The sequence below is a fragment of the Bradyrhizobium sp. SZCCHNR1093 genome (assembly GCF_032381175.1).
GTDB lineage: Bacteria > Pseudomonadota > Alphaproteobacteria > Rhizobiales > Xanthobacteraceae > Bradyrhizobium.
In genome coordinates this window covers 650,996-664,379 of sequence record NZ_JAUHJJ010000002.1, presented here as the reverse complement: position 1 = coordinate 664,379, position 13,384 = coordinate 650,996, and the positions used below count along the sequence as shown (strand labels likewise).

11 protein-coding genes are annotated in these 13,384 nt (G+C 66.2%); 6 read left to right on the top strand and 5 right to left on the bottom strand.

Features of this window, described 5'->3' with window-relative positions; translation table 11 throughout:
* The first annotated feature begins 21 nt into the window (after positions 1 to 21).
* Together QX070_RS08700 and QX070_RS08695 are read left to right on the top strand one after the other, a co-directional pair.
* Positions 22 to 1,815 (top strand): adenylate/guanylate cyclase domain-containing protein, encoded by a 1,794-nt coding sequence (locus tag QX070_RS08700; protein ID WP_315736480.1) that lies wholly within the window; start codon positions 22 to 24, stop codon positions 1,813 to 1,815.
* A gap of 173 nt (positions 1,816 to 1,988) precedes the next feature.
* Positions 1,989 to 4,793 carry a di-heme-cytochrome C peroxidase gene (locus tag QX070_RS08695; RefSeq protein WP_315736479.1) on the top strand — a complete coding sequence of 935 codons (2,805 nt, stop codon included), beginning with the start codon at positions 1,989 to 1,991 and terminating at the stop codon, positions 4,791 to 4,793.
* A 276-nt stretch (positions 4,794 to 5,069) separates the two neighbouring features.
* On the opposite strand, the gene QX070_RS08690 is transcribed toward QX070_RS08695, so the two are convergent.
* Both QX070_RS08690 and QX070_RS08685 read right to left on the bottom strand, forming a co-directional pair.
* The gene (locus tag QX070_RS08690) at positions 5,070 to 5,219 is read right to left on the bottom strand and encodes a hypothetical protein (protein ID WP_315736478.1); all 150 of its coding nucleotides are present in this window, start codon (positions 5,217 to 5,219) and stop codon (positions 5,070 to 5,072) included.
* Positions 5,220 to 5,687: 468 nt separating this feature from the next.
* The gene (locus QX070_RS08685; protein WP_315736477.1) at positions 5,688 to 6,362 is read right to left on the bottom strand and encodes a GntR family transcriptional regulator; all 675 of its coding nucleotides are present in this window, start codon (positions 6,360 to 6,362) and stop codon (positions 5,688 to 5,690) included.
* Positions 6,363 to 6,513: 151 nt separating this feature from the next.
* On the opposite strand from QX070_RS08685, the gene QX070_RS08680 reads away from it, so the two are divergent.
* Together QX070_RS08680 and QX070_RS08675 are read left to right on the top strand one after the other, a co-directional pair.
* Positions 6,514 to 7,716 carry an ABC transporter substrate-binding protein gene (locus QX070_RS08680; RefSeq protein WP_315736476.1) on the top strand — a complete coding sequence of 401 codons (1,203 nt, stop codon included), beginning with the start codon at positions 6,514 to 6,516 and terminating at the stop codon, positions 7,714 to 7,716.
* A 75-nt stretch (positions 7,717 to 7,791) separates the two neighbouring features.
* A complete protein-coding gene (locus QX070_RS08675) occupies positions 7,792 to 8,502 on the top strand; it encodes a hypothetical protein (RefSeq protein ID WP_315736475.1) in 711 nt (236 codons plus the stop codon).
* Here QX070_RS08675 and QX070_RS08670 read toward each other — a convergent pair.
* Together QX070_RS08670 and QX070_RS08665 are read right to left on the bottom strand one after the other, a co-directional pair.
* Positions 8,492 to 9,340 carry a tetratricopeptide repeat protein gene (locus tag QX070_RS08670; RefSeq protein ID WP_315736474.1) on the bottom strand — a complete coding sequence of 283 codons (849 nt, stop codon included), beginning with the start codon at positions 9,338 to 9,340 and terminating at the stop codon, positions 8,492 to 8,494. The genes QX070_RS08675 and QX070_RS08670 overlap by 11 nt on opposite strands.
* Before the next feature lie 73 nt (positions 9,341 to 9,413).
* Complete coding sequence (locus QX070_RS08665; protein WP_315736473.1) at positions 9,414 to 10,361, bottom strand: alpha/beta hydrolase; 948 nt, start codon at positions 10,359 to 10,361, stop codon at positions 9,414 to 9,416.
* Positions 10,362 to 10,554: 193 nt separating this feature from the next.
* Between QX070_RS08665 and QX070_RS08660 the strand changes: the two genes are divergently transcribed.
* Together QX070_RS08660 and QX070_RS08655 are read left to right on the top strand one after the other, a co-directional pair.
* Complete coding sequence (locus QX070_RS08660; protein ID WP_315736472.1) at positions 10,555 to 11,031, top strand: Hsp20 family protein; 477 nt, start codon at positions 10,555 to 10,557, stop codon at positions 11,029 to 11,031.
* Between the two features lie 164 nt (positions 11,032 to 11,195).
* Positions 11,196 to 11,960 (top strand): alpha/beta hydrolase, encoded by a 765-nt coding sequence (locus QX070_RS08655; protein ID WP_315736471.1) that lies wholly within the window; start codon positions 11,196 to 11,198, stop codon positions 11,958 to 11,960.
* 188 nt (positions 11,961 to 12,148) lie between these two features.
* On the opposite strand, the gene QX070_RS08650 is transcribed toward QX070_RS08655, so the two are convergent.
* A complete protein-coding gene (locus QX070_RS08650; protein ID WP_315736470.1) occupies positions 12,149 to 13,123 on the bottom strand; it encodes a hypothetical protein in 975 nt (324 codons plus the stop codon).
* Positions 13,124 to 13,384 lie beyond the last annotated feature (261 nt).

The window sequence follows — 13,384 nt, the reverse complement described above, 5'->3', positions numbered from 1 at the left end:
CTGAGTAGGAGCAAAGACGGAATGGAGAGACGGCTGGCCGCGATTGTCTGTGCCGATGTGGTCGGTTACTCGCGGATGATGGGCGCCGACGAGGCGGGAACCCATGCCGCGTTCAAGGCGCATCGCGGCGCCATCCACCCGATCATCCTCAATCACGGCGGCCGCATCGTGAAGTACACAGGGGACGGATTTCTCCTGGAATTTCCGAGCGTCGTCGGCGCCATCGCGGCCTCGGTCGAGGTGCAGAAGCTGATGGCCGAGCGCAATGCTCATTTGCCGGCCGACCGGGTGATGCAGTTTCGCCTCGGCCTCAACATGGGCGACGTCATCTTCGACGAGGACGAGGTATTCGGCGACGGCGTCAACACTGCTGTGCGACTTGAAGCCGCAGCACCGCCCGGCGGAATTGCCGTCTCCCACAAGGCCTACCAGGAAGCCAGCAAGCACCTCACGGTCACCTTCGTCGACCGCGGGCCGTTCCGCTTCAAGAACATCGAAGACACCATCAACGTCTGGACCTGGGATCCGTCCTCGCCGGAGAAGAGCCGCGAGCAGCGGTCCGCCACGACCCTGCCGGCGCAATACCGGACTGCGATCGTCGGTGTGCTGCCGTTCGCCAATCTCAGCGGCGAGACCGACGAATATTTCTCGGACGGCCTGGCGGAAGACCTCATCCACGCGCTGTCGCTGCAGTCCTTCTTCCGCGTGCTCAGCCGCAACTCCACCTTCGCCTTCAAGCATGCCGGCATGAGCGCCCGCCTGATCGCGCGCGAGATCGATGCGACCTATCTGATCCAGGGCTCGGTGCGGCGCTCCGGCGACAAGATCAGGGTGACCGCCGAGCTGGTCGCGCCGGAGAACGGCGAGCAGCTGTGGGCCGGCCGCTACGACCGCGACATCGGCGACCTGTTCGCCGTGCAGGACGACATTACCGCCAATCTGTGCACCGCGCTGATCCCCGAGATCTACCGTGCCGAGGCGGCGGTGCCGGTGCGGTCCAAGACCACCGACCTCACGGCGTGGGACCGCTTCCTGCGCGGGCTGTCGCACTACTACCAGCCGACCAAGGCCGACTACGAGAGCTCGATTTCGCTGTTCCGCGAGGCGATCAGGATCGACCCCGGTCTCGCCATCGCCCACACCTATCTCGGCACCATCCTGCTGCAGGGCATCCATTTCGGCTGGATCAGGAATTCGCGGGAGCTGTGGGACGAGGCAATGGCGCTCGCCGAGGCCGGCGTCCGGCTCGATTCCCGCTCGTCCTTCTCCTATTCGCTGCTGGCCTATGTCCACGCCATGCAGGGTCGGGTGGAAGCCGGGATGGAAGCGGCACGCAAGTCGCTGCAGCTCAATCCCTACGACATGGGTGCGCGCGGCGTGCTCGGCGTCTGCCATCTCGTCGCCGGCGAGCACCGCCAGGCGATCGAGCTGTTCTCGGTCGCGGCCCAGCGTGGCAACAGCGATCCGCGCTATCAGTGGTCGGTGCTGAGCGCATTCAGCCACTACATGCTCGGCCAGTACGACGCCTCGCTGTCCTGGGCGCGGGAGTCGCACTATCAGAACCCGAACCATCTGCAGTGCCTCGCCATCCGCGCCGCCGCGCTGGCGCAGCTCGGACGCTCGGTCGAAGCCGGCGAGGCCGTCGCGGCGCTTTTGAGCCAGCATCCGTGGATGACGATCGAGCGCCTCCTGAGCAACATCCGCTGGCGCAATCCGGCCGACATCGCGCATTATCGCGACGGCCTCACCAAGGCCGGCGTGCCGCTGACCAAGCTCACCCTGGTGGACACCAAGGCGAAATTCGCGGGCGAGTAGCGCGATCGCGACTTGAGGTTGACACTTGGGCGGGTTACGCCAATCATTGATGATTGCATTGTAACGTTCAGATGGCGGGGCTCCGCCCGTTCCTCGGCGCAATTCGGCGCCGCCCTCGTTTGTTGGCGTGATTTCGTTTTCATCACTCAGGTGCTTTCCAAGGATGTTCTTCGATGCAAGAAGACAGCGCCCGCGTCCGTGACGCCCTGCCCGGACAGCTTCCGGTCTCGTCCGATAACCCGTGTCCCTTCCTGCGCGCGCTCGTCGCCGGCGGCTTCGTCGACGGCCACAGCGTCCCCTTGAAAACCATCGGCGACCGGGTCGAGGCGGCGAGCGGCGAGACCGGCTTCAAGAAACGGCTTGTCGGCATCGAGACCTTCGGCGTCGCCCTGATCGCGAACGGCCTGTCGCCGCTGCGGCTCCTGAAGAGCCTGTGGTCCGGCGCCGATCTCGACCAGTTGCGCAACGGTCCGCTCGACAAGCATGGCGGCGGATCGCGTATCCTCGACGCCGAGGCCAAGGTCCATCCCGAGGAGATCGACCGGTTCGCGAGCTTCGGCAGCGACTATCCCGATCCCAATGGGGGCACCGAGCGCGGCCTCAACGAGGCGCAGATCCAGACCTTCATGAAGGCCAATCTGACGCGCGACGGCGATCGGGCGCGCTGGTACTTCCCCATTCTGATGCAGGGCGAATGGCCAGTGCTGCTGAACATCCTCGGCAAGGGCGAGGGCGACGGCCGCTATCTGTCCGTTGCCGAGGTCCGCACGCTGTTCGTCGACCGCCGCCTGCCGCAGCGTATCGCCGCACGGCTGACAGCCAAGCCCAAGCCCGCGAACATCGTCTGGCGCATCGGCAAGGCACTCGTCGGCACGGCAGTGCTGGCCGGCGCCGCCGTGTTGCTCGCCTGGGTGGCCGCGCCCGACGCCGTCAGCGACAGGCTCGGCAAGGTTCTGCCGAAGAAGGCCGCGGCGTTGATTCCGCCCGCTTTGCCCGAGACCGAGCCGACCAGGGCGGCCTATTGGCTCGATCAGGGCTGGACCACGCAGGACCGGCACTGGTTTCACCACGTGACGCAGGGCACCGCGACCTTTCCGATTCCCTACGCCTGGTTCATGGCGATGGAGCAGCCTTATCTGACGCCGTTCGGCTCGCCCGGCCTGATCTCCGACAGCGCCTATCTCGAACGGTTCGGCTTCATCCCGAGCCCGAAGAGCGTCGACGGCGACCCCAGCGCGCTCCGGCCGTTCGGCTACGCCGCCACGGCTGCCAAGACCGAGCCGGCAGCGCCGCTGCCGTCCGGCCTGAAGCCGACCCCGGCCGGCAACGAAGGCGGCCTGCCAGTCGGCTTTGCCCGGCTCACCGGCGCGACCGATCCCGCCACCGGCGCCGCGCAGTCCGACAAGATCGGCCTGACCTGCGCGGCGTGCCACGCCGGCAGCATCCACTACAAGGGCGTCAGCGTGCGCTTCGACGGCGGCCCCGGGATGGCCGACCTACGCAAGCTGGAAGAAGCCATGGGCTTTGCGATGATCTTCACGCAATACGTGCCCGGCCGCTTCTCCCGCTTTGTCGATCGCGTGCTCGGGCCGAACGCCTCCGACGCCGATCGCGAGACCCTGAAGAAGGGCTTGAAGGCCGCGACCGATTTCGCGCTCAACATGCAGGCCAAGAACTACAAGACCACGATCGAGGCCAAGGGCCAGACCGAAACGGAGGAAGGCTTCGGCCGGCTCGATGCCCTCAACCGCATCGGCAACCAGGTGTTCTATCTCGACATGGCATCGAGCGGGCTGCCGAACATGCTCGGCAACCAGGAGGCCATCGACGCGCCGGTGTCCTATCCGCCGATCTGGACCGTGCCGTGGTTCTCCTGGGCGCAATATGACGGATCGATCGCACAGCCCCTGATCCGCAATGCCGGCGAGGCGCTCGGCGTCTCCGCACAGATCAACTTCTCGCCGGAGACCGCGAGCGACAGGCTGTGGCGGTCGTCGATGGCGATCGATAACCTGCTCTACATCGAGAACATGCTGCGCGGTCCCGATCCGTTCGCGACGACGACGCCCGCGTTCGGCGGGCTGACCTCGCCGAAATGGCCGGAGAAGCTGTTCGCAGGCGACGACGCCTGGAAGATCGATCCGGCACGCGTCGAACGCGGCCGGAAGCTCTATGCCGCTGTTTGCGTCGAGTGCCATCTCGGGCCGGTCGCCGACCCCGTGTTCGACAAGACCTATCCGGACAAGAGCTTCTGGAAGATCAAGCCCGCCGAGGATTGGGAGAGCAAGGGCTGGAATGCCAAGGGTCCGATCCTCGACCTCGTGCAGAAGCCGGTCGACGCGATGCAGACCGACTCCGGACAGGCGAGCATTCTCGCCAACCGCAAGGTCAAGGTGGCAGGATTCCTCGAGGTCGATCCGGCCAAGGATCTGAAGGGCTGCAACCTGCCGCAGGGCTCGACCACGGAGATGCCCTATGCGCTGGCGCTGATGGCCGTCGTGCAGAAGGCGAGCGACAAATGGATGGAGGACCGCAATCTCGGTGAGGCCGAGCGCGCCGCGCTGTGGGGCGACCGCAAGAACTGTCCCAACCCGGCCGGCAAGTCCTATCGCGCCCGCCCGCTCAACGGCGTCTGGTCGACTGCGCCCTATCTGCACAACGGCTCAGTACCGTCGCTGTACTGGCTGCTGACGCCGGCCGCCGAGCGGCCGACCTCGTTCTGCCAGGGCGCGCGCGACTATGACCCGAAGCCGGTCGGCTTCGCCGTGCCGAAGGGCGGCGAGAGCGCGTGCAAGGTCGGACAGACGCTGTTCATGGCCAAGGATTCCAGCGGCAAGCCGATCAAGGGCAACAGCACGCTCGGCCATTCCTTCGAAGGTCCGACGAAGCCCAACAAGGACTATCCGAACGGCATCATTGGCGGTGCGTTCTCGGAGGACGAGCGCTGGGACCTCATCGAATATCTGAAGACGCTGTGAGGATGTGAGGCTGCGCACCTTCGTCACGACGAAGCCACGGGCCTCGTGGGACTGATCTCTTGCGGCGAGAGCGGTCCCTCCCTCCCGGTTGCGGGCAGGGGTTGGGACGGAGGTCCATGAGCTCCGGTCCCTACAACTCATTGAGCGCGACAGCGACGTCCGTGCGCCGACCCGGCACCCATACATACTCCCGGGCGGCGACGGGGCGCAGGCTGGCGCCATAGCGTGCCTTACGCGGGCAGAGGTGGATGGAGCGAGCTACGTTCTTCTGCCCGATCAGAACATCGCGGGCGGGCTGACATTCACTCCGTGCTGGACCAGCACGAGAGAAGCGACCACGCCCATCAACGAGAACATGGTCACCAGACCGAATCCGGAATTGAGCGCATGGGGACCAACCAGCTTCCGCGCAATCATCATAATCATCAATGCCTCCTCCTGAATGTCGTTAGTGGACGTCACTAGAGGGACGGTGCGTTACCGGGGCGTTTCCAAACTTGGAGAGATCGGCGCGTGGTGAATGCATCCTTGAATGCACAGCAAGCCCGGCATGAAGCCCGCTTAACACTGATGGCCGATTTGGATTTGCATCGAGGTGAGGAGAGCGCCGGCGCTCGAAAAAGTTGAATCTTCGTAACCGCTCGCGCTGAACGGATCACAATGTCGACGACAAGGGTGGACCGCTACACGCGTGGGGCACGATGGTTGTGTCGCCAGAGCGATCTCGTGTACGCGCGGCGAGAGAACGAGATTCGGTGTTTCCCAGCGAAAGTATATCGACACCTCGAATGACGTGGCCGTAGCCGCCAGGCCATATCCTGTCATCCGGTTGATGACGTCCGGCTCGGGACATATCGCGTCGAAGACGTTCGCGGTCGGCGCCCTGACTCGATCCTATCTCGCCTCATTCATCGCCGTCGCTGCGAGCAGCGCCGCCTCGATCGTGTCCCGGGTCTTGTCGAGATGCGCCGTCATGAGCGTCACCGCGCGCTCGGTGTCGCGCGCCAGCACCGCCTCCATCAGTTCGCGATGCTCGCGCGCGGCATCGCGGTTACCACGATCGGTCTTGCGGGCGAGATCGAGATAGCGCTCGTTATGCGCAAACAGGAGATCACGCACCCGCATCATCCAGGCGCTGCCGCAGGCCTGGGCCAACGCGGCATGGAAATCGGCATGCGCCAGCATCCAGGCCAGCGAGAAGCTGCCGTCATGGGCCGCGATCGGCGTCGCGGCCAGACGGTGATGCGCGGCAACGACCGTGGTCTCCCAGGCGAGATCACCGTTGGCGATGGCGCGGCGCAGGCACTTGGTCTCGATCTCGACGCGCATGTCGGTCAGATCGCGCAGATCGGCCACCGAGACCGGCGCGACGCGGAAGCCGCGCTGCGGCGTCGCCGTCACCAGCCCTTCCGCCGTGAGCCGCGCCAACGCCTCGCGGATCGCCCCGGTGCTGACCGAGAAGGCTGATCCGAGCTCGCTGATCTTCAGCTTCTCCTCCGGACGATAGAGGCCGGCGAGCAGGCTGGCACGCAACTGCTCGTAGACGGTCTGGGTGGCGCTGCCGGACATCGACTCACTCTCGCTGGACAATGGATTCACACTAGCAGAGCCTAAAAGTATACTTTCATCAAAAAATATATTTTAATTGCACAGCCTCCGCCATCCCCCTATGCTCAACGCCAAAATGCCGCCGGCAGCGCGGCCCATCAGGGAGGTATCCATGCGAAGCGCCATCGCAGCGGCAGGATTGTTCGTCGTCGCGTCCGTCCTCGCCGTCCCCGCTCGGGCGGAGGATCAGCCGGGCATCACCGCCAGCGAGATCCGCATTGGACAGACCATGCCCTATAGCGGGCCGGTGTCCGCCTTCGGCATCCTCGGCAAAGGCGAGGTGGCCTATTTCAAGATGGTCAACGACCGCGGCGGCATCAACGGCCGGAAGGTCAACCTGATCTCGCTGGACGACAGCTACGTGCCGCCCAAGACCGTGGAGCAGACGCGACGGCTGGTCGAGAGCGACGAGGTGTCGTTCATCTTCTCGACCATGGGCACCGCGCACAACACCGCGATCGCCAGGTACCTACAGGGCAAGAAGGTGCCGCAGCTGTTCGTCGCCTCGGGCGCCTCGAAGTTCGGCGACCCCGCGCAATTTCCGCAGGCCGTGATGGGCGTGATGGCGCCGTTCCGCAACGAGGCGCGGATGTATGCGCGCTACGCGCTGCAGCAGAAGCCGGGTGCGACGTTTGCGATCCTGGCGCAGAACGACGATTTCGGCCGCGACTATCTCGCCGGGCTGAAGGACGTGCTCGGCGAGCGCTTCGACACGGCCGTGACCGTCGCGAGCTACGAGGCGACCGAGCCGACCATCGACTCGCAGATCGTGAAATTGAAATCCAGCGGCGCCGACGCGCTGATCATTGCCGCGACGCCGAAATTCGCCGCGCAGGCGATCCGCAAGACCTTCGAGATCAACTGGCGGCCGATGACCTTCCTGACCAACGTGTCGGTGTGGATGTCCTCGGTGATGGAGCCGGCGGGCCTCGAGGCCGGCAAAGGCATCATCTCGACCGCCTATGTGAAGGATCCGCTGGATCCGGCCTGGGCCGACGATCCCGGCGTCAAGGGCTGGCGCGACTACATGGCGAAATACGTGCCCGAGGGCGACATACGCGATTCCAACTACGTCAACGGCTACAACAACGGCATGGTGCTGGAGCACGTGCTGAAGGCGGCCGGCAACGATCTGTCGCGCGAGAACATTTTGCGGCAGGCGCTGTCGATCAAGGATCTCGAGCTGCCGATGCTGCTGCCGGGCATCAAGGTCAGCACCGGCGACAGCGACCATCTGCCGGTCGAGCAGGTGCAGTTCATGCGCTTCACCGGCAAGCAGTGGGAGCGGTTCGGCGAGGTGCTGTCGACCAAGTAGCGGCGGCGGCCGGTTGGACTTTCGGCGGCGAAGGCGTAGACCTCTGCCGTCGTCCACAGGAGAGCCGCGGCGCCGATGTCCGAGACTGAACCGCTCACGCTGAAATTCCGCTGTCCGAAAGAGCTCGAACGCCTCATTCCGCAGCCGGTGCCGGCGCCGATGGGCGTTCCCGACTGGGTGAAGACGATGCCGGCCACCGCGTTCAGCGCGCTCAACCAGGCCGAGGAGCAGACCGTCAAGCGCTGCCCGCCCTTCATCGACGCGATGACGACGGGCTTCCTCATTCCGCTGATCTGCGACCTCAAGGTCGAGGATGGCGGGATCAGTTGGGACAACGAGCTGCCGCCGGGCGGCGCGATCGATTTTCCGCGCTCGCCGATCAGCTTCCACGACGTCGCGCAGGTCACGGGCTCGCCGCTGTTCGAGACCGACCGCTTCCTGCTCAAGTTTCACAATCTCTGGACGATCGAGGCGCCGGAGGGCTGGGCATTGCTGTTCACACATCCCGTCAACCGCTTCGACCTGCCCTTCACCACCGTGACCGGGCTGGTCGACAGCGACCGCTTTCACGACTCGTTCGTGCACTTCCCGGCGCACTGGCATGACACGGCGTTTCGCGGCGTGATCCCGAGGGGTACGCCGGTCGCGCAATGCATTCCGGTGAAGCGGCAGACGTGGGCGATGCAGACCTCGGCCTTCACCGAAGAGGAAATCACCGAGATCCACGTGGTGCGCGATGCGCTGAAGCGCGAGACCGGCGTCTATCGCAAGCGGTTCAGGGCTTAGCTGTCGCAGCGCCGTCGATCTGCAGGAATCTGGCGGCATCGCTCGGACGGAAGAAGAAGCGGCCGTGCGAGGTGACCGCGAGCGTGTAGGCCGCGCGTGTCAGCAGATGCGGCCGGCCGCGCACCACCGTGCGCAGCGCCGCCTGAGCGCCATCGCGATCCCCCATCTCGGCGAGGCACATCGCGAGATTGGCGCGGGTCTGGGTGTCGTCGGGCCGCAGGCCTAGCGCATGGCGGTAGGTACCGGCGGCCTCGGCATAGTCGCCGTCGAGGAACTGCACCCAGGCGAGCTCGATCAGGATGTCGGGCCGTCCCGGCGCCGCCTCGCGCGCTGCCAGCAGGTGCGTGCGGGCACGGACGCGGTCATTGGCCTGGAGACGGAGGCGTCCGAGATCGAGCTGGAGGTCGACGCTGTCGGGTGACAGCGTCAGCGCCTCCTCGATCACGGCGATGGCTTCACCGAGCTGTCCCGACTTTGCAAGCCGCCCCGCCAGCTCCTGGAACGCTGGCAGAAAAGGCGGCCGCCGCGCCGCGGTCTTGCGCAGTTGCGCGATGCCATCGGCGGCACGTCTGGATTCGCACAAGGCGGCGCCGAGCAGCGTCTCGAGCTCCGGATCGCTGCCGCGGAGCGCCGCCTTCTCCAGCGGCGCAATCGCCTCGCTCGCGCGCTGCTGGCCGAGCAGCGCATGGGCCTGGACGAGCAGCGCGGCGCGATCAGTCCTGGCTGTGCGCAGGATCGAGGCGGCGATCTGCTCGGCGCGCGCGAACTGCCGCGCGCGCAGCGCGTGGATCGCTTCCTGCAGCGCCTGCGCCTGCTGATTTTTCCGCCGTTCACTCACGTCTGCAGCCAAGCTCCGAGGAAGAGGTCGAGTCTAGCTAGCTCGCCGGCCCCAGGAGTGTCCAGCAGCACGCTCACCCGAACAGCGGCGTGCCCGGCACGAAGGCGTCGAACGCAGCCCAGAACTGCGAGCGGTAGCGGTCCTGCTCCTGCAGGATCTCGTGCTTGGCCCCGGCGATGACGAGATGCGAGCCGGCGCGCAGATGATAGGCGAACTCCTCGATCGCGGCGGTCGACACCACGGTGTCGCTGGACGCCGCCAGCATCAGGATCGGCTGCCGGATCTGGGAGGGATAGGTCATGCCGCGGAAGGTCATCATCGCCGAGAAGGCGGAATCGGCCCAGGCCACCGTCGGCGAGGCGATGCCGAGCGTCGGATCCTCCTCGAGGATGGCGGCGTTGCGGGCATAGCGGACGGGATCAGAGGTCAGCGGATTGTTGACGAACGGCGCCAGCCCGCTGATCTCGTCGTTGCCGCCCGGCACGTAGCGGCCGCCCTGCCCGGCGATGCGCATGGCCCGCAGCAGCAGCCGAGCCGGCAGCGCGGTGCGGCTGTCCGGCAGGTCGATCATCGGCGCCGACAGTACGACGCGATCGAACCAGCGCTTGCCGGCATGCGCGAGCCGCAGCAGCACGGTGCCGCCCATCGAATGCGCCAGCGCGAAATAAGGCGGCGGACAATCCGGCAGCACGACCTGGGTGACGAAGGTCTCGACGTCGAGTTCGTAGTCGGAGAACGAGCGCACATAGCCCTTGCGGGAATCGCGCAGGCGCCGCGACGAATGGCCCTGGCCGCGCCAGTCGATGATCGCGACCGCGAAGCCGCGGTCGCGCAGGTCGCGCACCGTCTCGAAATACTTCTCGATCATCTCGCTGCGGCCGGTGAACACGCACACCGTGCCCTTGCGCCCGGCCGGCGGGGCCCAGCGCGCAAAGCGCAGCTCGGCGCCATCGGGAGTCTTGATGGTGCCGGCGGTGGCGTTTTCGGGGACGGGATTGGCGGGAATCGAGACGAGCGTCATGAGGCGCCCATCGAATAGGTGAAAGGCAGTGGGAATCAAGGGGTGGAACGGCAAAAAGAGCAGGTCTCGGACGCCCTTGAACGTCGAAACGTCCGACCCATATCGGGACCGTGCAGGCCGCGTCAGGCTGCACGACAGCCCGGCCCGATGGCGGGCGGGTTAGCCAACAGTCGCTCAATGGAGGACTTTGACCATGCGTACCTACGACCTCACCCCCTTCTATCGTTCCACCGTCGGTTTCGACCGTCTGTTCTCGCTGCTCGACCAGGCCACCGCTGATCCCACCCCCGGCTATCCGCCCTACAATATCGAGCGCACCGGTGAGAACGCCTACCGCATCACCGTCGCCGTCTCCGGCTTTGGCAAGGATGAGCTCTCCCTCGTCGCAAAGGAAAACACGCTGACGATCAAGGGCGAGAAGGCCGCCAACGAGAACGGCAAGAAGAGCGAGTTGCTGTATCGCGGCATCGCCGCCCGCGCCTTCGAGCGCTCGTTCCAGCTCGCCGACCACGTGGTGGTGAAGAACGCCAGCCTCGAGAACGGCCTGCTCCACGTCGACCTCGTGCGCGAGATCCCCGAGGCCAAGAAGCCGCGGTCGATCCCGATCTCGACGAACGCGCAAGCTGAGCAGCCGACGATCGAGGGTTCGGCCGAGAAGGCCGCCGCGTGACCGGCACACATACTCAGGAATGCGAACGCCCCGGGCAGCCGGGGCGTTTTTTTGTGTGGTGCTGCAGTGCAATCAAACGACCGTGACTGACGGTAACGGTCTGCGCCCTGCCCGCGAAGACCCCAGTGATCACCTCGCCAACCCGAGCCACTGGAGCCGTCAACATGAACGTCGTTCGTACCCTCACCCTCATCGCCGCCCTGTCGGCTTTTGCCGGCCCCGCTCTGGCGCAGCCGGCGCCGCCGCCGAAGGTCCACAACGTCGTGCTGGTGCACGGCGCCTGGGCCGACGGCTCGAGCTGGGCCAAGGTCATCCCCTATCTGCAGGCCGCTGGCCTCAAGGTCACCGCCGTGCAGAATCCGCTGACGTCGCTGGCGGACTCCGCGGCTGCCACCCGCCGCGCGCTGGCCGAGCAGGACGGACCGGCCGTGCTGGTCGGCCATTCCTGGGGCGGCACGGTCGTGAGCGAGGTCGGCACCGACCCGAAGGTCAGCGCGCTGGTCTATGTCGCGGCGCGTGCGCCCGACGCGGGCGAGGATTTCGTCAAGCTCGCCGGTCAATATCCGACACCGCCGGCCCGCGCCGGCATCGTCGACCATGACGGCGACACCAAGCTCGACGAGGACGCCTTCCTGAAGTATTTCGCCAATGGCGTCGATGCGACGACGGCCAAGGAGCTCTATGCGGTGCAATGGCCGACCGCGGCGACGATCTTCGGCAACCGCACCACCCAGGCGGCATGGCACGACAAGCCGTCCTTCTATGCGGTGTCAAAGCAGGACAAGACCATCGATCCGGATTTCGAGCGCTTCCTGGCCAGCCGCATGAAGGCGACCACGATCGAGCTCGACGCCGGGCACCTGTCGCTGGTCTCACATCCGAAGGAGATCGCTGATCTGATCCTGAAGGCCGCCGGTCAGCACGAGTAGTCCGATTGATGGTGCGGGACTCGTCCCAGCGGCAACAAGCAACGCTGTCATGCCCGCGAAGGCGGGCATTCAGCACGCCGCGGCAGTCACGAGCAACCGAGATGCTGGTGGTGACTGGATCGCCCGGTCACGCCGGGCGATGACAGTTGTGGTGGTGGCTGGCGGCCGGGCAGACCGCTCAATCGTCTCTAATCCAGCCCCTGCACCGGAGGCATCTTTGCCGTCGGCTGGATCTGCGGTGTCGGCTTGGCCGCGGCCGCTGGCGCTACGGAGCCGGTGGTCTGAGGCGGCGCGGCTGCCGACTGCACCGGCTTGGCATCAGACGGCTTCGCCTCGGATGACTTGGCCTCGGACGGCTTGGCCTCGCCCGTCTTCGGCTCGTCGGCCTTGGCTTCGGCCGGCGCAGGCTTGACGTCGGCGGGTTTGGCTTCGGCCGGCTTGATGTCCGCAGGCCTGGGCGGAAGGGCTTTGGGAGCCTCCGTCGGCTTCGGGTTGAGCGCCGCGGTCTGCGGCGACGGCGCTGCCGGTCGGGCTGCTGGCGTCGGCACCTTCGGCTGAACCGACACCGCGGTGGCAACGCGCGGCGCAGCCGGCATCGGCGGCACCAGGCGCGGATCGGCCCGGATCACGCTCGGCGGCGGCAGACGGTCGAGGGCGCCGCGCGGGGCCGGCTCGTAGCGCATCCGCTCGTACTCCTCGCCCCATTGGAACGCCGGCACGAAGCGGATGATGCGGCCGGAGCGGGCATCGACCACGAGCTTGCCGTCCTCGCCCTCGCGATCGAGCACCGCCACGACATAGACATTGCCGCGCTGACGCGGCACGCCGAGCGGCGAGAAGCCGTTGTCGCGCAAAATCGCATAGACCTCATGCACCGGCAGGAACGCCGGCGCATAGCCATAATCCTGCTGGTAGCCGTCCTGACGGTAGACCGGCGCCGGCGGCACATAGCGCTCGTCGCGGTAGCCGTAGTCAGGGCCCGGCCGGTAGCCGTAACGCGGCGGTGCGGGCACGACGGCCGGCGGCGGCAGATCCGGATAGGGCGCATCGAAATCGGAGACCGCCGTGTAGGGCGCACGGACGCCCGATGGCGGCAACGGCTCGGCCTGCGCGGCAAACGGCGCGATCAACGCGGCTGAGACGACTCCAACTAGCAACTTCATGGCTCAAAGCTCCTGCATGCCCCCGCACGTGAAGCTGTTCGCTTCTTCTCAAGTGCCGCGGAAGTTCTGCCGTGATTCCGGCGGTCCTGGGTCGGCGAGGGGGCGGGATCGGGGCGTCAGGTTTCAAAATCGAGCGCAGCGCGTGATCGCCCGGCCCGGTCGGGTCGTTCGGTCAGCGGCTGAAACGGAAGATTTGCCGGGGAATGGGCGCGTTGCTGCGCCCGGACCTCAGGACTCCGCGATGCTTGTGTGATAGGTTAA